The 20,493-nt window shown below is 38.2% G+C and carries 17 protein-coding genes; 7 read left to right on the top strand and 10 right to left on the bottom strand.

Features of this window, described 5'->3' with window-relative positions:
* Nucleotides 1-2: 2 nt before the first annotated feature.
* The 7 genes from PN497_RS01220 (at nt 3) to PN497_RS01250 (ending at nt 7,308) form a co-directional block, all read left to right on the top strand.
* Nucleotides 3-146, top strand: a complete 144-nt coding sequence (locus PN497_RS01220; protein WP_409349310.1) for a transposase — start codon at nt 3-5, stop codon at nt 144-146.
* 612 nt (nt 147-758) lie between these two features.
* Nucleotides 759-1,430, top strand: a complete 672-nt coding sequence (locus PN497_RS01225; RefSeq protein WP_096572499.1) for a glutathione S-transferase family protein — start codon at nt 759-761, stop codon at nt 1,428-1,430.
* 93 nt (nt 1,431-1,523) lie between these two features.
* Nucleotides 1,524-2,483: a sulfurtransferase gene (locus tag PN497_RS01230; protein WP_236104158.1), complete on the top strand. Its 960-nt coding sequence runs from the start codon at nt 1,524-1,526 to the stop codon at nt 2,481-2,483.
* 27 nt (nt 2,484-2,510) lie between these two features.
* Nucleotides 2,511-2,669 (top strand): hypothetical protein, encoded by a 159-nt coding sequence (locus PN497_RS01235; RefSeq protein ID WP_272109344.1) that lies wholly within the window; start codon nt 2,511-2,513, stop codon nt 2,667-2,669.
* Nucleotides 2,670-2,680: 11 nt separating this feature from the next.
* Entirely contained in the window at nt 2,681-3,658 is a 978-nt protein-coding gene (locus PN497_RS01240) for a formylglycine-generating enzyme family protein (protein ID WP_096572497.1), read from the top strand.
* 127 nt (nt 3,659-3,785) lie between these two features.
* Nucleotides 3,786-6,125, top strand: coding sequence for an arylsulfatase (locus tag PN497_RS01245; RefSeq protein ID WP_096572496.1), 2,340 nt, complete (start codon nt 3,786-3,788; stop codon nt 6,123-6,125).
* Nucleotides 6,126-6,429: 304 nt separating this feature from the next.
* A complete protein-coding gene (locus tag PN497_RS01250) occupies nt 6,430-7,308 on the top strand; it encodes a bile acid:sodium symporter family protein (protein ID WP_096572495.1) in 879 nt (292 codons plus the stop codon).
* A 161-nt stretch (nt 7,309-7,469) separates the two neighbouring features.
* Here the strand turns inward: PN497_RS01250 and PN497_RS01255 are convergent, their stop codons facing one another.
* The 10 genes from PN497_RS01255 to PN497_RS01300 all read right to left on the bottom strand — a co-directional run bounded on the left by PN497_RS01255 (nt 7,470) and on the right by PN497_RS01300 (nt 20,160).
* The gene (locus PN497_RS01255; RefSeq protein ID WP_096572494.1) at nt 7,470-9,743 is read right to left on the bottom strand and encodes an FAD/NAD(P)-binding protein; all 2,274 of its coding nucleotides are present in this window, start codon (nt 9,741-9,743) and stop codon (nt 7,470-7,472) included.
* Nucleotides 9,744-9,837: 94 nt separating this feature from the next.
* Nucleotides 9,838-10,404, bottom strand: a complete 567-nt coding sequence (ssuE, locus tag PN497_RS01260; protein ID WP_096572493.1) for an NADPH-dependent FMN reductase — start codon at nt 10,402-10,404, stop codon at nt 9,838-9,840.
* A gap of 34 nt (nt 10,405-10,438) precedes the next feature.
* Entirely contained in the window at nt 10,439-11,608 is a 1,170-nt protein-coding gene (gene ssuD / locus PN497_RS01265; RefSeq protein WP_096572492.1) for an FMNH2-dependent alkanesulfonate monooxygenase, read from the bottom strand.
* A 165-nt stretch (nt 11,609-11,773) separates the two neighbouring features.
* On the bottom strand, nt 11,774-12,613 hold the full coding sequence (gene ssuC, locus PN497_RS01270) for an aliphatic sulfonate ABC transporter permease SsuC (RefSeq protein WP_096572905.1): 840 nt from the start codon (nt 12,611-12,613) through the stop codon (nt 11,774-11,776).
* A 149-nt stretch (nt 12,614-12,762) separates the two neighbouring features.
* A complete protein-coding gene (locus PN497_RS01275) occupies nt 12,763-13,806 on the bottom strand; it encodes a sulfonate ABC transporter substrate-binding protein (protein WP_096572491.1) in 1,044 nt (347 codons plus the stop codon).
* A gap of 61 nt (nt 13,807-13,867) precedes the next feature.
* On the bottom strand, nt 13,868-14,731 hold the full coding sequence (locus PN497_RS01280; RefSeq protein ID WP_096572490.1) for a TauD/TfdA dioxygenase family protein: 864 nt from the start codon (nt 14,729-14,731) through the stop codon (nt 13,868-13,870).
* 34 nt (nt 14,732-14,765) lie between these two features.
* A complete protein-coding gene (locus PN497_RS01285; RefSeq protein ID WP_096572489.1) occupies nt 14,766-15,887 on the bottom strand; it encodes an aliphatic sulfonate ABC transporter substrate-binding protein in 1,122 nt (373 codons plus the stop codon).
* Between the two features lie 213 nt (nt 15,888-16,100).
* Nucleotides 16,101-16,898, bottom strand: a complete 798-nt coding sequence (locus PN497_RS01290; RefSeq protein WP_096572488.1) for an ATP-binding cassette domain-containing protein — start codon at nt 16,896-16,898, stop codon at nt 16,101-16,103.
* Nucleotides 16,899-17,414: 516 nt separating this feature from the next.
* Nucleotides 17,415-18,236 carry an NADPH-dependent oxidoreductase gene (locus tag PN497_RS01295; RefSeq protein ID WP_096572487.1) on the bottom strand — a complete coding sequence of 274 codons (822 nt, stop codon included), beginning with the start codon at nt 18,234-18,236 and terminating at the stop codon, nt 17,415-17,417.
* 178 nt (nt 18,237-18,414) lie between these two features.
* A complete protein-coding gene (locus PN497_RS01300) occupies nt 18,415-20,160 on the bottom strand; it encodes an iron uptake porin (RefSeq protein WP_096572486.1) in 1,746 nt (581 codons plus the stop codon).
* Between the last annotated feature and the right edge of the window lie 333 nt (nt 20,161-20,493).

Below are 20,493 nucleotides of genomic sequence, written 5' to 3' on the forward strand. Positions count from 1 at the left end.
ACCTGACCCGTGACCAATATGAATTAATCAGCGACCTGATTCCAGAGCCTAAACCTGGAGGACGCAAGCGTGAAGTCAATACGTGGGAAGTCCTAAACGCGATTTTTTATATCTTGGTAGAAGGAGTGAGATGGAGAGCATGTTAAAGCTTTATTAATCGAAAAGTATTGGTATGAGACATTAACTTAACAGATGGAAGTTCGCTAAACGACCCGGCAATGAACGCGGTACTGAAGAAAAGCAAGGTATGGACAAGTGCTAGATTGTTGGGCATTTTGGCTCTACATTTTGAGAAAAATGTTTGCTAAAAGACTTGTTTTTTAGTAAAAACTATGAAATACTCTTAGAATACTACTAAAAGTTGACCGATAAACCGTAGTTAATGTTGACCTCTGGTATTTTGCCAGTCAAAAGAATATAACTCGTAGAAGAGAAGCAATTTCACTTCTATCTTTGGCTTTGTCATTCAAATTGCAATTTTTGTAATTAGGGGATGTGGAATAAATGTAAAACCTAGACAAATCAAAGGATTGAGGCGAAAAATAGAACAATGAGGTACAAGGTTTTTCAAGATAGGAGTAGCAAAATTGAAAATAGTGAGCGTGAAATAGGGAAAAATTTGTTGCCAACAGATAGCCCAAACTCTTGTCTTTTGCCTGTCTATACGAGAATACTTTTATGGCTTAGGCCACGCTCTGCTATCAGCAAGCCCTAATTAACTAAAAAATCAAACAAATCCCAATCAAGGAAAGGACTAAATGAGTACATTACAACTGTATTTTGCTAAAGCCTCTACTTTTTCCCAAAGAACCCGTGTAGTGTTGCTGGAAAAAGGAATTGATTTTACACCGATTGAAATTGACTTACAGAATAAACCAGAAGCTTTTACCCAAGTTTCTCGCTATGGAAAAGTTCCAGCCATCAAACATGGTGATGTGGAAATATATGAATCCGCAATTATCAATGAATATTTAGAAGAAGTATTTCCCGAACCAGCTTTATTACCTCATGATCCTGCTCAAAAAGCGGTTGCAAGAATTTGGATAGATTACGCTAATACCCGTTTAGTTCCAGCTTTTAATAAATTCCTGCGTGGTAAAGATACCCAAGAACAAGAACAGGGAAAGAGAGAGTTTTTAGAGTCTCTTTTGTATATTGAAGAAGAAGGATTAGGCAAACTTTCTGGTAATGGTCCCTACTTCTTAGGCGAACATTTGAGTTTAGTTGATATCAGCTTCTATCCTTGGTTTGAAAGATTACCAGTTTTAGAAAAATTCCGTAATTTTACATTGCCCACAGAAACATATAAATTACAGGAATGGTGGGAGAATTTACGTCAACGGGAATCTATTCAACAAGTTGCTAATCCTACAGAATTTTATGTAGAAAGATTCGCTAAAATTCTTGGTTTAACGGTAACAACGGCGTAGAATGCGGTTTTTGAGATTACTTTAACATTCCTGTTAATTAAAGTAATTTCACTAAGTAATGAAGATTTTGATGAAATAGAAATAAAGGTGAAAATGATGTTTAAAAGTTTTTATTTAAAGAATTTGAAAAAACCTAAGTTATTTGCTCTGGTGACAGTGTTTTTTGCATTTTTAGTAAGTATTCCCTTATTACCTTTGCCAGTATTATCAGCTAATTCTCGCGCCAATATTCAGTTTGTTTCGCCAAATTGGGTAGCTGAAAACGCCAAAGATCCTAACCTTAGAATTTTAGATGTACGTAATTTTCCTCTCGACTATATAGAAGGACATCTTCCTAATGCTGTCAACATTGCTGATACAGCTTTTAGGGGTCCAAAAGAAGGATTACCGGTACAATATTGGGAAAATCAAAAATTAGGAGAAATATTTGCTAATTCTGGTGTAACAAATAATAGTCGTGTTCTTGTATATTCAGATGGTAGAGATGTTTTAGGTGCAACAATGGTTGCTTATTTACTAGAACGTTCTGGATTGAAAGATATTGCTGTATTAGATGGTGGTTATGCTGGTTATAAAACCGATCAAGCTGTCACAAAAGAATTTCCTAAATACTCAGTCGGTAAATTCACAGTTAAAGATAACCCTTCAGTGCGTGTGAATTTAAGTGATGTGAAAAAACTGATTGGTAAATCAGGAGTTGTTTTTATTGATCCTAGACCAGAAAAATTGTTCCGGGGTGAGGAAAATATTTGGATACGCAATGGACATATTCCTGGTGCGCGGAATATTCCTTGGGTAACGTTTACAGATGCTCAAAATCCTCACAAATTAAAGTCATTAGATGAGATTAAGAAAATTCTGGCAGATAAAAAGATTACTCCTGAAAATGACATTATTGTTTCTTGTAGTACAGGACGAGAAGCTACATTACAATATGTGGTTTTAAAGCATCTACTTAATTATCCCAAAGTTAGAATTTATGAAGGTTCTTGGACAGAATATAGCACTCACAAAGATTTACCAGTGGCTACTGGAGAGGAGAAACTAACTTAGAAAAGAGAAGAGGTGAAAAATAAATCCATGAAATATGCAATTTTGTTAATTACTGCTGCAATTTTCATCTTGATTCCAGTATATGTATTGACTGCCAATAATCTCAATCAAGATAACTTGGTCAGTTGCAGAAGTGGTAAAGAAGAACCTCCCAGTGATTCTACAAGCGATCGCTCAGGAGCTTAATACAACGTAAAATGCGGTTTTTAATATTGCTACTCATTCAAGTAGTTGCACTGATATCGCTATTTACTAATTCACCAGCATTTGCCGTTAACCCCTGTCCTCCAGGAATGGTAATGATTTCTGGAGGTACATTCAAAATGGGAGCAGATGATTCTGGTTTTGTGGAAGAGCAAACAGCAGAAAATGTCACAGTTACATCCTTTTGCATAGATAAATACGAAGTGACAAACGCTCAGTTCGCTGAATTTGTCAAAGCCACCAACTATGTAACAGTTGCAGAACGACCTTTATCAAAAGAACAGTTTCCCGACTTACTAGATGAGCAGAGATTACCAGGATCAATGGTCTTTCAAATGCCAAAACAAGGTGTGAAGGAAGTTCAAATTCTCAGTTGGTGGCATTGGACACCCAGTGCTAATTGGCAGCATCCCTTTGGTAGTGATAGCACTATTGTAGGGAAAGAAAACTACCCAGTTGTTCATATTGCATATCAAGACGCTGTAGCCTACGCCCAATGGTCAGGAAAATCATTACCAACAGAAGCACAGTGGGAATATGCTGCTCGCGGTGGGTTGGATGGAGCAACTTATACCTGGGGGAATCAATATTCAGTGAAAAAAGCCAACACCTGGCAGGGAATCTTCCCCTTTTTCAATACTAAAACTGATGGTTATGTAGGAACAGCAAAAGTAGGCTCTTTCCCCGCCAATGGTTATGGACTATACGACATGACCGGCAATGTGTGGGAATGGACTTCCGACTTATTCAACGATAGATCCCCGACTTCTTTGAGAAGTGGGGGATCTGTTAACCAAAGTTTTGATCCTAAAAAACCTACAGAAACTGACCTTCATGTCATCAAAGGTGGTTCTTACCTATGTGCGCCAAACTATTGTAGCCGTTATCGTCCAGCCGCACGGGAATCAGAATCTACTGATACGGGAACAACCCATATCGGGTTTCGTTTGGTGAAGAATTTACAAGACTAACGCAAAATCTCTCTCTAACATTCTTAATCTTCGTGTCCTTTGTGTCCTTCGTGGTTCGTTAAAAGATTAAGCCTCACGCAAAGACGCAAAGACGCAAAGTTGCAGATTTATTATACAAGGATATTGTATGTTACATTCAATTTTGCGGGTGCTGTCTCTATCTTTTCTCATCACATTGTTGATGGTAACAAGCCCCGCCTTAGCTGCGACATCAAAGGTTTTACCAGTACGTCCACCGTCTTTTGATGGTGAAATTGGCTTAACTTACAAAGATTCAAAACCAGATTTTCCCGCACCCATTAAAGCCCCGGAAAAAGCCCCGAATGTATTATTAGTATTATTGGATGATGTGGGTTTTGGGCAAGCGAGTACATTTGGTGGACTCGTAGATACCCCGAATTTAACTCGTTTAGCTGAAAAAGGATTACGTTACAACCAATTCCACACTACAGCCCTTTGTTCACCTACCAGAGCAGCTTTATTAACTGGGCGCAATCATCATTCAGTGGGTACAGGAGTAGTTGCAGAATTAGCATCTGGCTATCCAGGTTACACGACAATTTTACCCAAGAGTGCGGCTACTGTAGCGGAAGTATTACGGCAGAACGGTTATAATACTGCTGCTTTCGGTAAATGGCACAACACACCAGATTATGAAACCAGTGCGGCTGGACCCTTTGATCGCTGGCCGACAGGATTAGGATTTGAGTATTTTTACGGTTTTTTGGGTGGTGATACTAACCAATGGAGTCCGGCTTTGGTAGAAAATACTAAGCGAGTTGCACCACCAACCAATAACCCTGATTACCATTTGACTCCTGATTTAGTAGATCATGCCATTAACTGGATTCATTCTCAACAGTCTATAGCCCCTGACAAGCCCTTTTTTACCTATTTGGCTACCGGTGCTACCCATGCACCTCATCACGCCCCCAAAGCCTGGATAGACAAGTATAAGGGCAAGTTTGATCAAGGCTGGGATAAATTACGAGAAGAAACCTTTGCTCGTCAAAAACAACTGGGTGTAATTCCTGCTAATGCCGAACTTACCCCCCGTCCGGTAGAATTGCCAGCATGGGATTCCTTATCTCCAGATGATCAAAAAATCTATGCCCATGAAATGGAAGTATTTGCCGGATTTTTGGCACATACGGACTATGAAGTGGGAAGATTAATTGATGCCATTGACCAAATTGGTGAATTAGACAACACCTTAGTTTTCTACATCGTTGGTGATAATGGTGCTAGTGCCGAAGGTGGTTTAGCAGGTAGCGTCAATGAATTAAAAGTTTTCAATAAAGTACCGGAAAGTCGAGAACAACTCCTAGCTTCTTTGAATGACTTAGGTAGTCCCAAAACCTTTAATCATTATCATGCAGCTTGGGCATGGGCTGGTACAACACCCTTTCAATGGACAAAACAAATAGCGTCTCACTTTGGTGGAACTCGTAACCCCTTGATTATTGCTTGGGGCGATCGCATCAAAGATCAAGGCGGACTTCGTAGCCAATTTCATCATGTTATTGATATTACGCCAACTATTTTTGAAGCTGCGGGAATTACTGCACCTACTCAAGTTAACGGGGTAAAACAACAGAAAATCGAAGGTACTAGCTTAGTTTACACTTTTGATGATCCTGAAGCTGCTTCTAAACATGAAACTCAGTATTTTGAGATGTTTGGCAACCGGGCGATTTATGATGATGGATGGATAGCTGCGGCGCGTCATCCCCGATTACCTTGGCAGGGTACAATTAATGCAGACTTCGAGAAAGATCCTTGGGAACTATACAACATTGAGAAAGATTTTAGCGAAGCTAATAACCTAGCATCTGAAAATCCAGAGAAATTAGAAAAACTGCAAAAGTTGTTTTTATCAGAAGCTCGTAAACACAAAGTTTTACCATTAGATGATCGCGTTTCTGAAAGATTTGATGTCAAAAGTCGTCCTTCCCCTGCCGCAGGACGCACAACTTTTACTTACTATTCTGGTGGAGTTAGCATTCCTGAAGGTAGCGCCCCAAGTTTAAAAAATAGATCCTTTAGTATTACTGTTGATGTAGACATTCCTGAAAATGGTGCAGAAGGTGTTTTATTAACTCAAGGTGGACGTTTTGCGGGTTGGGGATTTTTCCTAGAAGATAGTAAACCAACCTACGTTTACAACTTTGCTAATGCCGAACGGTACACTATTCAATCTCCTGCAAAATTAGCACCTGGTAAATCAACAATTAAATTTAATTTTGATTATGACGGTGGTGGAGTTGGTGCAGGTGGAATTGGCAAGTTATTCATTAATGATCAACAGGTAGCTGAGGGTAGAATTGAAAAAACTTTACCCTACCGTTTGGCATTAAATGAAACTTTTGATGTCGGTCAAGATACAGGTACTCCTATTGTGGAAACCTATCAAGTACCCTTTGCATTCACAGGTAATTTACAGAAGGTTACTTTAAATTTGAATTAAAAATGTAGCAAATATAGGTTGGATTAAATAACGAAACCCAATAGGCTAAGAGATTATACAGCAGTTTCCGTTATTATGAAGTACAGATATTAATGATAAAACCCTTGTGGGACAGGCATACTTCGACATAGTTCGACTCCGCACTTCGACTTAGCTCAGTATAAGCTCACTAACCGCTCAGTACAAGTCTTGCCTGTTCATAGTGTACCTCATGTACATGGAATATGCTGTATATGTTGGGTTTCACTTTGTTCAACCCAACCTACAGATTTGTTGAAAGTGAAATAAGTGAAATAAGAAATTTATGAATGAAGTTATCCCCATTCTTGACAAAATAGCATTCCTTTGTTTTGTTGTTGCTACTATGTTTGGTACAGGTTTAAAGTTAACTGTACAACAAATTTGGCAGCCTCTTCGTAATATCCGTTTAGTTGTTTTATCGCTACTAGTAAATTTTGTTTTAGTGCCAGTTTTTGTCTATTTACTGCTGCTAGTAATACCTGTTAATGAACCTGTGAAAGATGGGTTTATCATTATGGCATTAGCATCAGGTCCGCCAGCTTTACCTAAACTTGCGCAAATAGTGAAGGGGAATTTAGCTTTTTCTACAGGGTTGATGATGATGTTAATGTTAGGTACTGTTTTTTATATGCCGATTGTATTACCTTTGGTTTTGCAAGGTGTACAAGTCAACTCTTGGGATATTGCTAAACCTTTAATATTGATGATGATAATACCGTTAGGAATTGGGTTATTAATTAAGTCCAAATCTGAAAATATATCCCTTAGCTTACAAGCAATTACCGCCAAATTATCTAGTTTTGGATTGCTTTTAGGTTTAGTGGTCAGATTGATAGTTCACTTTAGTGAAATTACTGTTTTATTGACAAATGGTGTGATATTTGTATGTGCTATTTTTATTGTATTTTCTTTTACTGTAGGTTATTTATTGGGAGGACCTGGTATTGATACTCAAAGAGTTTTAGGAGTAGGAACTGCACAACGCAATTTTGCTGCTGCTTTGTTAATAGGTACAAGCAATTTTGATGATCCGAATGTGATCAGCGTGATTATGGTAACGAGTTTATTAATGATGGTTTCAGTTTTGATTTTAGGGAAAAATTTACCAGAATTAGATCAAGAACAGAATGCGGAAGTAAAGCAGTTGGAAGTTTTACGATAACATTAAATAGATTGTAATAGCCAGCAATACCACTGCTCTTACTGCTGCTGGAGCGAAGATAGTTTTTAATGATAGATATGCGGCAGCTTTTTCAACTACTTTAGCTATTGGAAAGCAAAAATTATGGGAAAGCATTTCACCAATTCCATTTTCACCTGCCGCTATATATACATAGCAAAGTAATCATTGTATATTTCTGTATTTGCCATAACGGTTAGTTCTATTTGTTCTTGTTCTTCTTTTGCTAAAGTTGTGGACTGATTTAAGCTATCTTGGAGAATGAAATCACCACAGTATTCATTTGCCGGTACTGCTGCATTCATCTTTTGGGGATAACTCAATTTGAGATTATTCATAATGGTGATGAATTGACTACGGGTACGGCCACTAAATCTGGGGTTGAGACGTTTTTCTTCCCCAATGGTGGAAACTGTACGCCCTTTGTAGTCATGGGCAGGATATACTAAGGTATCATCTGGTAAGGTAAATAGGCGTTGTGTCACCACATCATAGAGAGTTCCCGCATCACCACCCTGAAAATCTGTACGTCCACAACCACGAATAAATAAAGCATCACCGGTTAACAAGTGAGTTTTATTCACCAAATAGGTTATGTGACTGGCAGTATGTCCAGGTGTAGAAATTGCTTCAATAGTTACTGAACCCAGTTCTATAATTTCCCCACCTACAAAAGAGCGATCTGCTTTTGTTACCGCAGGATTTTCAGGAACGATGATCTGACAGCCTGTTTGTTGTCTGAGTTTTCCTGCTCCTGTAATATGGTCAGCGTGGAGATGGGTTTCCAAGCAATAGCGTAGTTTTAATCCTAGTTCTTCTAATGATTGCAAATCCCGGTCAACTTGTTCTAATACAGGATCAACTAAAATCCCATCTCCTAACTGTTGATCCGCAATAAGGTAGGTATAGCTACTGGTTTCAGGGTCGAAAAATTGGCGAAATAGAAAGGTTGGCTGTGGTATTCCTGTACTGGTATTGCTCAAAGCTATGGCAGGAAGGGGACGCACACGCAATGGTAGAGACTGCAACAACTCCTGGGATAATGCCTGTGCTTGTCCTCGTAGCTCTGGAACAGCTATAGTTTCCCACAGATCGCCTTTGCGGGGTGTTCCCAAGGTATAAAGTAGGGAAGAAATTGTACCATCTGCTTGATATAAAGCACCCTGGGAGTTAGTATCTAGTCCTAAACCCAGGACATTCGGACGAATTAATCCTTGGCTTCGCAAATTAGTAACCAGAGGATGATTTGAATGCCGATAATCTCCTGCTACTCCGGTACAATTCACTATTCGACGCACTGGCAAAATCTGATTAGTCTGGGTTTTGCGTTCAGATATGGTGACAGCTACACCACCAGGAACAGCTTGATATTCTCTAATTCTGCCAGCAGAAATAGTTAGTTGACCAGAATTGAGTATTTCTGTGATTACATCTCCCACTTGTGGGGCAATGCGGTGACGATGGATGTCCCAATAAGGTGTTAAATGACGTAGAAATCGCCGTTGTTCCTCTTTTGGTAGTTTTTGCCAAATTTTCTGAGTGTGGGGACGTAGAGAGTCAATGAGCGATCGCCAACCATAACCTTGAGATGTGGCAACTTCTACCTCAGTCCGCAACCAATGTAACCAACCCCGTACTGTTGTGGGGAAAGTATCTGGAGTTAAAGAATTAGCATAAGGTTGAGCCGGTTGATGTTTTTGGGGAGACAGTCCCCGACGAGACACAGCATAAATTTTACCCCGGTGTTGGCGACTGTGCAGAGATAACACCATATCTACCATTGTTAATCCCGTACCAATCAGTAGTATAGGGGCATCAGGATCAAGATCATCTAGGGCATCGGCTGACCAAGCATTGCGGAGATAATTACTATCTGTATTCTCAATTTCTGAAGGTGTAGAAAGGGAATTTCCCAAAGCCAAGACAACTTTATCGGCATTAAAATAGCGGCCACTACGGAGAGCAATAGCTGCCCTTTTTGCTTCCGGTTGTATCCCCACCACCTCATCAGTCACCCTTTCCAGACGCACATCACTGGGTGCTGTGGCTTCTGCTTCTGCTAAAACTGACTGAATGTACAAACCATAAACTTTGCGGGGAATGAAGGTACTAGCATTGACTTCTTCGGAAAAAAATGATTCTAACTCGCTGCGGTTGTACTGAAGCCAACGTAACAGATGTCCCGGGTCATGAGGAAACGCGCTCATGTTACCTGCTGAGACATTGAGTAAATGACAGTTAGTCTCCGTACTATAAGCAATTCCCTTGCCAATTTGACGACTGCGCTCAATCAACTTAATGATCAGGGGTTGACTAGCAGTTTTTAATAGATGGGTAGCCACTAGAGTACCACTAAAGCCTCCGCCAACTATAGTGATCGTAGTTGGAGTGTGAGTAGTCAAAAAACTAGAAGTCATGGCATTGTCAGTTAAAATCACTAGTAACGCTGATTTAATCAACAGAACTTACCCATAGGCTAGGAAAATTCAGAGTTTTGATTCATAGATGCCTTTAGTTGCTATATGCTAATTCTTTAACATCAGGGTGAAATTTATTAACAGCTTGCACAAATTCTATTAAAACTTCTTGCAGACGTTGATCAATTTCTTCATCCAACTGCAAACTTCCATCAGCTTGAATTTGAATTTGCTTATCTACTGCGTAAACTGTACTTAAAATATGCCTTGCACCTAATTCACCTAAAACTGGTTTTAAGGCATATTCTATTGATAATAAATGGGCAATTGTACCACCGGTGGCTAAAGGTAATATAACCTTATCTTTTAAGGCTTTTTGTGGTAATAAATCTAAGAAAGATTTGAGTACCCCAGTATAAGCGGCTTTGTAAATTGGAGTGGCAATAATTACGCCACTTGCTTTTTCTAACAATGCTTTTGGTTTTTCTAAAGCAGGGCTATTATAACGTCCAAAAACTAAATCTTCCGCAGGTAAATCTCGCACAGAAATAATATCTGTTTCTAAGCCTTGTTGGGAAACAATTTGAGTCGCATATTCTAAAATTCCGTAGGTTCTGGAAGGATGAGAAGGACTACCAGCGATCGCTAAAATATTAGTCATGTGATCTAAACCTCTTGATTTAATTAATTTTTAACTAATCTACAGTTGCTACTGTTGTTTCTCTAAGTTGTTCTTGAAGCTGCTGGGGAAATTCCCGGTTAGCAACAATCTCACCAAAAGGACTCAATAACTGCGGTTCTACTGTTGGTAAATTATTCAAAGGTAAACGAGGAAAAAGTAATTCTGCTACCCGATAAGCTTCTTCTAAATGGGGATAACCAGAGAAGATAAAAGTATCAATTCCTAAATCTGCATACTCTTGCATTCTTAGAGCAACAGTATCAGGATCGCCTACTAATGCAGTTCCAGCACCACCACGCACTAAACCAATTCCTGCCCATAAATTGGGGCTAATTTCTAATGCTTCCCGACTACCATTATGTAATTCCTTCATCAACTGTTGTCCAACTGAATCCATGCGAGAGTAGGCTTGTTGGGCTTTGTTAATAGCCTCATCATCTACATAACGAATCAAATCATTAGCCGCATCCCAAGCCTGACTTTCAGTTTCTCTAACAATGACATGAAGACGAATCCCAAACTGTAAGGTTCTACCTTGTGCTTCTGCTAAACGTTTTACAGAAGCGATTTTTTCTGCTACTTTTTCAGGTGGTTCACCCCAAGTTAAATATACATCAACGTGCTTGGCAGCAATTTCTTGGGCAATCGCAGAAGAACCACCAAACCACAAAGGTGGATAAGGTTTCTGCACATTAGGAAATAGTATTTTCCCTTCTTTAATATTGAGATAATCACCTTCAAAGTTAGAAGTTTCACCACCTGCTATTTGTCGCCAAACTGTTAAAAATTCATCTGTCAGTTTATAGCGATCATCATGACTAAGATGCAAACCATCACCAGCTAATTCAACAGGATCACCACCAGTAACGACATTAATTAATAGTCGTCCGCCAGAAATTCTATCAAAAGTTGCTGCCATTCTTGCCGCTACCCCTGGTGACATCAATCCTGGACGGATTGCTACTAAAAATCGCATTTTTTTAGTGTGACTTACCAAAGTTGAAGCTAAAATCCAGGCATCTTCACAGGAACGACCTGTAGGTAATAAAGCTCCTGTAAATCCTAATTGATCAACTGCTTGGGCAATTTGTCGCCAATAATCAAAGTTGACTGAACGACCACCTATAGCAGTTCCTAGATAGCGTCCATCGCCATGTGTGGGAATAAACCAAAGAACTTGCATGATGTTTAAGTGTAAAACTTTGTAATCAAAAACTCAATCAATAACTACGGTAATTCTATCGATGAACCGTACTATTGAGGTAATGTTTAAGAGTATTGCACAAATGAATCAAGAAAAGCAATACTTTTACAAAAAAACACTGTAACTTTATCGAGTATTAGTAGATTAACCCTTTAAATAACTGGGATTCCACTGCAACCAGTAGTTTTCCAAAGCTTTAGCAACTATATCAGCCAGCTTGCCGAACAAGGCATAGATTAGAATGCTTAACACAACAACATCCGTTTGCATAAATTCTCTAGCATTTGTTGCCATATATCCAATTCCAGAATCAGCAGCAATTGTTTCTGCCACAATAAGTGTTAACCACATAATCCCCAAAGAAAACCGCACACCAACTAAAATTGAAGACATTGCTCCTGGGAGAATAATTCGCCAAAATAAACCCCAAGTATTTAAACCATAAATTTTACCCATTTCAATCAATCCATGATCAACACTACGAATCCCATGAAAAGTGTTTAAATAAATGGGAAACATTACACCCAAAGATACTAGAAATAATCTCGCTTCATCACCAATGCCAAACCATAAAATTACTAGAGGAATTAATGCTAAATTAGGAATATTCCGCAACATTTGCAGTGATGTATCTAGTAATTTTTCCGCAATCCGAGAAACACCATTAAGTAAACCTAAACTAAATCCAATACTTCCCCCAATTAAAAACCCGGATATCGCTCGTAAGGCACTAATACCAATATTTCTGAAAAGTTCACCTGTCTGAGCTAATTTAATAGCAGCAATAAGAACTGCCAAAGGTGCGGGTAATATTCTTGTAGGAATAACACCAATAGAGGATAACAACTGCCACACTACAATTATTGTAATTGGTACAACCCAGGGTATAAATGATTGAAAATAGCGGTTTTTCAGAAATTTAAAATAGAACTTATTTTTTCTTGTTGAATACTTTGATGAAAAATCAGTAGAAGAAAGTTTCATGACCATTTATTTATTAAGTGATGATGAGAATGATTACAAGCAGAGTTTATTTGTTCCTAGACACAAATATTCACACAAATATTCTGACTCCTGAATTCTTACCAACCAATTATGATTTGTTCTCAGAAATCAGGAATCTCAATTAGTAGTTATTTTCTACTAATTCTTCGCGGTGTAATAGCTGCATACTGCTGAGAAGTGAGAACTGAATCTTTGATAGCAATTCGCCTAGGAATCACTTTTTCGTTGTAGAATAGATCCGCAATGCGTTGTTGCTCGGCAATCAGAGATGAGTTAATTGGACGTAAACGAAATGTACGTCTACGAACTACCACAGATAAAAGCGCTGGATCAAGTTTCAATTCAGGAGCAAGAATTTTCACAACTTCATTAGGATTAGATTCTGCCCATTCCCCTAACTTATCCACTTCTTCTAAAACTATACGCACAACTTCTGGATTTTCAACGGCAAAACTACGTCTAGCCATATAAAAACCACCTTGGTTAGCAATTCCTGAAGCATTTCTCAAAACACGAGCATTAGCATTTTTCTGGACAAAAGCAATAAAAGGATCCCAAGCTACCCAAGCATCAATCTTTTTTTGAATAAAGGCATCACGGGCTTCAGCAGGAGTTAAACTCACTGCTTGAATATCACTAATTTTTAACCCGACTTCACCTAATGCTCTAAGCAGTAAATAATGTGCAGCAGATCCTTTTTGAAAAACAACTTTTTTACCTTTAAGATCCTTAACTGTTTTAATAGGAGAATTTTGTTGAACAACAATAGCACTACCTTCACCCTTACTGGGTTTACGTCCAGCAATATAGGCAAGTTGAGCGCCAGCAGCTTGAGCAAATATAGGTGGTGTTTCTCCCACAGAACCAATATCAACTCTGTTAGCATTCATCGCTTCCATAAGTTGGGGTCCAGCAGGAAATGGAGACCATTCTACTTTGATACCCAAAGGTTCAAGACGTTTATCTACTACTCCTTTGATCTTTACAATATCGCCAGAAGTTTGATAAGCCAGTCGGACTACTTTGGTGTTAATGCCTGTTTTATTAGTTGTATTTTGGGCTTCGACTATTTTACTGGAAATTGGTACAGAAAGAGTAACTAAAGCTAATGCTGATATTGAGTATTGAAGGAATTTCTGTAAAAATATGCGTCGTGGTAAGTTAAGCTTCATGCTTCTGTCTCCTCAATAAATTTCAATTCAAATTTTTTTATGACTGTTTTTATTACAAAACCTAAAATGGGCGACTACCCGCTAAACTAATCCGTTTCAAAACTCGACGTTCATTAGGATCAAAAGCTTGACGATAATGTAATGTAGATTGATTATCCCAATAAACAATATCGCCCACAGACCATTTATGTTGATAATAAAATTGACGTTGATGCAGATGATATCGCAACTGTGCAATTAATTCTTGACCCTCTTGGGGATCTAAACCAACGACTTCAACTTCTGTGGCGTAGTCTAAATATAAAATCTTCTTGCCACTTTCTGGATGTGTTCTGACTAATGGATGGGGAAATACAGGACTAATGAGAGGAATACTTTTATCCTCACGATATTTTCTTCTGGGTTCTCCTGGTTTATTTAAAAACGGATTATAAGTAATCAACTGTAAATTAGCAATTCGTTTTTTTGTTGATTCATCCAAAGTTTCATAAGCTAAATTTAGATTTAACCAGGAAGTATCCCCCCCTTGGGATGGAACTTCTAAAGCATAAAGCAAAGAACCACTGGAAGGAAAAGGAGTCCATTTATGGTCAGAATGAAAAGGTATCTCACCTGTTCCTGTATAACCGTTATCGACATTAGAAACAGGAATTATCAATGGTGTTACTCCGGGCTGAGAAGCTAAAACTGGAATATTATCTGGAGGAACAAAAAGAGAACCAAAGTAAAAACTAAAGTTTAAAAATTGCTCATCAGTCAAATTTTGATTTTTGAAGATGAGAATATGATAATCCCGCAATGCTTGTTTTAATTGTAAAATGACTTCAGGTGCAATGGTTTGACTAGCATCTAGTCCAGTAACTACTGCTCCCAAGGGTGCATCAAGAGGAGTAATTTGAAATTTGGTTAAAGTTAGAGTCGTCATAGTTGAGATTTCCAGATTAATAAATTACAAATTTTTATTTACTTGCTAACACTTCTTTGGGAGTAATTTCCGCATATTGTTCCGGTGTTAAAAACCCGTCTTTAACATTAACTTTCTTGGGTATTAGTCCCAGGCTGTACCATTTATCTGCAACTTCTTGTTGCTTGTTGATCACTGCATCGGTAATAGGCACTAATGCAAAATCATATTTACTGTGCATTTTTTCTAATGTTGGTGCATCAAGTTGAGTTACAGGAGCCAACAATTGAGCAATTTCTTTGGGATTGTTCTTAGACCAAACCTGTGCTTTTTGTAATTCTTCCAAAAATATTTTAATCACTTGAGGATTTTCTTGATAGAATTTACGGTTTGTAGAAATAAAATTATTAGTATCTCTTAAACCATTACCACCATCTATCAACACACGACCAACTTTGTTCTGCACATTTCTGGTAACGAATGGCTCCCAAATAAACCAAGCATCAACTTTACCTTGACTAAAGGCTGCATTAGCATCTGGAGGTGCTAGGAAAACAGACTCAACATCAGTTAGTTTTAAACCCTCTTTTTCTACGGCTCTAACTGTTAGATAATGCCCTATCGAGGCTTTTTGGAAAGCAATTTTTTTACTTTTTAAATCCTGGACACTTTTAACAGGTGAATTAGCTGGAACTAAAAGAGAAACTGCTTGACCATCAGAAGAATTAGCAGCTAAATAAACCAGGGGAGCGCCAGCAGCTTGGGAGAAAATAGGAGGTGATTCAGCAGTGGAAGCAATATCAAGTCCACCTGCATTTAAAGCTTCTAACTGTTGTGGACCTGCGGCAAATTCAGGCCATTCCACTTTATAACCTAGAGGTTCTAAGCGTTTTTCCAGAGTGCCTTGTTTCTCCAGAACTGCTAAGGCTGTAAGTTGTTTAGAACGGACTATCCTCACTACTTTTTGAGTAGAGGTAGAACTGTTCCCAGAGGTAGATGTATTAGTTGTATTAGATGCTGTATTGTTTATCTCTGAATTACTTTGTTTTTGTTGCGGACTGTTGCAACTAAATAGTGTAGTTGACAAAACTACACTATAACCAAAAGCAAATAAGGCATGACGACGAGTAATACGTAGGCCTTTCCATGATTCAATTTTATTTTTCCAATTTGGCATTATTAAATTACCTTTTATGATTGAGTAAGTAAAAAATTTTTCAGCTATTTAATTTAAGTTAATTTAAGAAAGTGAGGTGGGAAAGGAACACCCACCCCATTAAGGTGTGAGAAAAACTAACTGCCACTGACTGAGAAGAAAACTGAGTAATACTAGATGACAAGTCCTAAATTTATGGCTGTACAGAGTTGTGTAGAGTAAAGTTGTGGAAATTTAGGCGATCGCAGAACTAGAACTAAAAACGTATTCCACTTCTGACTTTTGATATTCTGGTTGACCCATGACTCGGTTTAAAATCTTCTCCACAGTCTTAGCAAACTTTGCATCTCCTCTAGCTCTTGGACGTGGGAGATCAATTTTCACATCCATACTAATTTGACCATCTTCAATCAAAACTATTCGGTCTGCTAAAACTACGGCTTCTTCTACATCATGAGTAATTAACAATGCTGTAAATCCTTGTTCTGTCCACAAACGTTCTAATAATTGTTGCATTTCAATTCTAGTTAGGGCATCCAACGCTCCCAAAGGCTCATCTAGCAACAGTAAAGACGGTTTACTTACCAATGCCCTGGCTAAAGCCACCCGTTGTCTTTGTCCACCGGAAAGAACGGAAGGCCATTCGTGGGCGCGGTCTTCTAACCCCACATCACGAAGCACTTGTAAAGCTGTTTGTCGAGCATAAACTTTAGAATTAGCACCTATTAAACCTAATTCTACGTTTGCCAATACTCGCTGCCAAGGTAACAGACGAGAATCCTGAAACATCATCCGAACGGCTGGATTAATAGGTTTATCAGAATATTTACCGTTTAACAAAACATTGCCATCACTGGGCGCATCTAGCCCAGCCACTAGACGCAACATTGTACTTTTACCACAGCCACTCCGACCAACAATAGCTACAAATTCTCCCGGCTGAATCTCTAAATCAATTCCTTGTAAAACAGTTTTGTTGCCAAAGGACTTTCTCAGTCCTTCAAGATTTAATTGCATTCCTTTATTAGTCATGTTCAAAACCTCTTACTTTTGGATTGTTTACTTGTCATGGGAGTAAAGCTGTCAAATAAAAATAGGCAATGCTTATGTAACAGTTTTCTGAGCCGAAATCCTTAGAAAATCAACATATTTATGCTCAGGCTTTAAGAGATATGTAAGATTGACAGCAATTCATCTCTTTTATTAGGTTGAGTATCACATTTCTGGACAACAAGCTTTAGTAAAGAAGCATCTGGTATTAATACCAGTATGCTTGTTTCCGTGCCATTGAGTAAAATCTCCGATAACTTTGTAGGAATACCGTAGTTTTATCTTAGTATTTCACAATTATCTAAAAATTGCAAGCATCTTTGAGAAAAAAATATTAAAAATAGACATAAAAAAATCCCCACTTACTTATGAGGATTTATTCCATACAAAAATTTTGCAATTAATCTATTAATTGCCTACATCAAACAATAACAAAAATTTATTTTTGAGTATTTTTTAACAAATTATTGTGATTTATACCCTGATTACAAAACTTAATTATCCTAATTCAAACCCCAAATTATTCAGAATTTCTTTTAACCTATGCCGACCAGATAAAGATTCAGCCGATGCTACCCTTTTACTAGAATGTTCCGACCAATCACCAGGAATATTCATATGTTGTGAATTGTAGAAATTTTCCATGATTTGGTTATATTCTAATATTCCTTGCTCTTGTTCTGCAAGGTTATATATTTCTCGATGTAAAACTACAGATTGCGGTAAACGTGGTTTAATTGCTACTTTAACAACGGGATCTGCATAGCCCACACACAAACCAAAAACAGCAACTACATGAGGAGGTAAATTCAAAATTTGGGCTACCTCTTGTGGTTTATTTCGCAATGCACCGATATACACAGTTCCTAATCCCAGAGATTCAGCTGCTACTACAGCATTTTGCGCTGCTAAAGCTGCATCTATAGCCGCCATCAAAAACATTTCTAAATAATCTAAACCTTCGTGAGGTAGTCCACGACTTTCAGCAATATTTGTTAGTCTAGCTAAATCTGCTAACCATACTAAAAAGAGAGGACTTTGGCGAATGTGCGCTTGATTATTAGCTAGTTTTGATAATTCTTCTTTACGATTTCCATCTTCAACTGCTACCACACTCCAAGTTTGAAGATTAGAGGAAGTAGAGGCAGATTGGGCAGCAGCGATTAAAACTTCTAAAGTTCCTGGGGGTAAAGCATCAGGTAAATAAGCGCGAATTGAACGATGAGATAGCAAAGTTGCTAATGTGTCACTCCAGGGAATATCTGGATTAAATTTGTCATTACCATACCTATAATTTAGTAATTCAGTTAGGTTAGTCATAACTTTTAACTTTCGGAAAAATAATGATAGCAAAGAATGAAAATGTCTGAATCAGGATGTCCAGGATTAAAGGATTAACAGGATTAAAGAATTTTAATAAATACGAAACCCTGCAAATCCTCGAATTATGTAAATCTTGATATGGCTTGCGCTATATTATCAGAGGTACTTTACTAGGTTAAAACCTGAAAGTTGTACGCAGCCAACCGACTACACTAGCAGGATTACTAGCATCTGAGTCTGGTGCTGTTACCCAAATAAATCCAGGTGTAATCTCAATATTATCAGTGAGTTTATATTTATACCATCCCTCAATGTGCAGTGAAGTATCTTTGTCTGCTTGACCCTTACCTGCTCCTAAATCTACATTTGAACTTAAACGAGTCAGTGTTGGTGCTTGACCCACAAAGAGAGCGCCTAAGCTACCTTTTTTACCTAAATCGGGAAATGTTATTCCTGCTCCCCAATTCCAGACTTGACCATCTCCATGCCCTAAATAACGATGGGCTGAATACCCCACAAAACCATTGACTGTTAATTTTGGATTTAGTCTATATAATGCCCCAATTCCATAAAGGTTTCCCACGGTTCCCGCACCAGGTACGGTACTATTTGCTAAGTTACTACCAGCAGCAGGTCCAAAGTTTGTTCCTCCTTGACCAATTGCACCTGGTGGACTGTAGGTATTAGCGTAACTTAAACCAAGGCGAAAATTCTTTTTGGGGCTAAAGTAAGTTAATTGTCCAAAAGCCACATATCTGCCTGTAAACAAACCATTATTAGGCGAGGGGTCATTGCCATTAGGGGCGCTATAGGATGCTCCTAATTGCCACTGCTCACTTAGATTATGAAGAATAGCAATTCCCGGTCCGGTATCTCCATAGTTGTACACCATATTCCGTCGGGAAAATCGTGTTATCCCATTAGTGAAAGAACCTTCAAAGGGGTTAGTTGGTCCACTTAAACCTATTTCATTAGCTCCATCTGACTGAGCAAAAATATTAAATTGGGTCTTTTCACCAATAGGAAAACGATAACGAATACCACTAACAAAAACCTGATTGGGTTGAGCAGGATTAGGTCTACGATTATCGGCCGTTCTGCCATCAAATGTTCCCAAAAGTCCAGTCCTAGTTTGTCCCAAAGATTCAATATTTCCACCTGAAAGGACTAATCGCAGTTGATCTTTACCAGTAAAACTTGTGTTTAGTGCTAATTGAACTGCATTTTGAAATGTGATGATATTAGGTGCTGGTTTTTTGGTGATCACGTTATTGCCCGCTAAAACACCTCCCAGTACGAACTGAGCCTGACCGCTCAGTATAGTTGTTGTCGAAAACTGATTAGCCTCTATTTCTGCTGTTCTTGCTTCTAACTTATCTAGTCTCCCGCGTAATTGAGCAAGTTCGGTACTAAATTCTTCAGTTAGACGTTGTATGCCTTCCAAATCTTCTTTTACAGCTAAATCTGATGTGGATGATGCAATAAGTTTATTTACTTGATCTAAGCAAGCGTTTAATCCTGCGGCAAATTCATAGCGACTCAAGGCACGATTACCTTTAAATGTACTATCTGGATAACCAGCAATACAACCATAACGTTCTACTAAAGATTGCAAAGCTTGAAAAGCCCAATCTGTTGGTTGGACATCTGAAAGTTGGGATACAGATGTAAGTTGTGACTCACTATCTTGAAACTCATTAGATGAAAAGAAAAGTTCTGAGTTAGTTTCTTTTTGGGTAATTATTTGATTAACGTTGTCAGAGTCAGGGATATTTATACTGACGGTTGATAAGGTCTCTTTACCTGTCGTTTCCTTTTCTTGCCCTCTTTCACTAGCAAAAGATTTTGTACTAGCTGCTAAGACCAAGAGGAATATAGACATTGGTAAAGTAAGCAATAAATTCCAAGCAGTTTTTTTCATTTTGGTTGATAACCCCACACACACACAGAATTAGAGCCGACACGAAATTACATAGAATTTCACACTGAATCACAGGAGAAAATCGAACTTCTCAGATAGAACTTTCTTGTAGGTCTATCTGGGTTAGTTTTGTATTATTAATGACATAAAAGCCTAGAGTAATGACACAATTACCTTATGTATAAAAACAATATACGGTAATTCTATCAAGATACTGTAGTTAATGATTGATAAGTAGCACTATTTCATAAAAAAACTAAAATGTGAGTATTCATGGATACATTTTTTAGAATTTTAAATTAATTTTTACAAAGGCTTGTCCATCTAGTTTGG

This window comes from Sphaerospermopsis kisseleviana CS-549 (genome assembly GCF_028329225.1).
In the GTDB taxonomy this organism is placed as follows: Bacteria; Cyanobacteriota; Cyanobacteriia; order Cyanobacteriales; family Nostocaceae; genus Sphaerospermopsis; species Sphaerospermopsis kisseleviana.

What these genes read in the sequence shown, in the direction of transcription:
- PN497_RS01225 (WP_096572499.1), top strand. Translation starts at nt 759, where the DNA reads ATGAGTACATTACAACTGTATTTTGCTAAAGCCTCTACTTTTTCCCAA.
- PN497_RS01230 (WP_236104158.1), top strand. Translation starts at nt 1,524, where the DNA reads ATGATGTTTAAAAGTTTTTATTTAAAGAATTTGAAAAAACCTAAGTTA.
- PN497_RS01235 (WP_272109344.1), top strand. Translation starts at nt 2,511, where the DNA reads ATGAAATATGCAATTTTGTTAATTACTGCTGCAATTTTCATCTTGATT.
- PN497_RS01240 (WP_096572497.1), top strand. Translation starts at nt 2,681, where the DNA reads ATGCGGTTTTTAATATTGCTACTCATTCAAGTAGTTGCACTGATATCG.
- PN497_RS01245 (WP_096572496.1), top strand. Translation starts at nt 3,786, where the DNA reads ATGTTACATTCAATTTTGCGGGTGCTGTCTCTATCTTTTCTCATCACA.
- PN497_RS01250 (WP_096572495.1), top strand. Translation starts at nt 6,430, where the DNA reads ATGAATGAAGTTATCCCCATTCTTGACAAAATAGCATTCCTTTGTTTT.
- PN497_RS01255 (WP_096572494.1), bottom strand. Translation starts at nt 9,743, where the DNA reads ATGACTTCTAGTTTTTTGACTACTCACACTCCAACTACGATCACTATA.
- ssuE (WP_096572493.1), bottom strand. Translation starts at nt 10,404, where the DNA reads ATGACTAATATTTTAGCGATCGCTGGTAGTCCTTCTCATCCTTCCAGA.
- ssuD (WP_096572492.1), bottom strand. Translation starts at nt 11,608, where the DNA reads ATGCAAGTTCTTTGGTTTATTCCCACACATGGCGATGGACGCTATCTA.
- ssuC (WP_096572905.1), bottom strand. Translation starts at nt 12,613, where the DNA reads ATGAAACTTTCTTCTACTGATTTTTCATCAAAGTATTCAACAAGAAAA.
- PN497_RS01275 (WP_096572491.1), bottom strand. Translation starts at nt 13,806, where the DNA reads ATGAAGCTTAACTTACCACGACGCATATTTTTACAGAAATTCCTTCAA.
- PN497_RS01280 (WP_096572490.1), bottom strand. Translation starts at nt 14,731, where the DNA reads ATGACGACTCTAACTTTAACCAAATTTCAAATTACTCCTCTTGATGCA.
- PN497_RS01285 (WP_096572489.1), bottom strand. Translation starts at nt 15,887, where the DNA reads ATGCCAAATTGGAAAAATAAAATTGAATCATGGAAAGGCCTACGTATT.
- PN497_RS01290 (WP_096572488.1), bottom strand. Translation starts at nt 16,898, where the DNA reads ATGACTAATAAAGGAATGCAATTAAATCTTGAAGGACTGAGAAAGTCC.
- PN497_RS01295 (WP_096572487.1), bottom strand. Translation starts at nt 18,236, where the DNA reads ATGACTAACCTAACTGAATTACTAAATTATAGGTATGGTAATGACAAA.
- PN497_RS01300 (WP_096572486.1), bottom strand. Translation starts at nt 20,160, where the DNA reads ATGAAAAAAACTGCTTGGAATTTATTGCTTACTTTACCAATGTCTATA.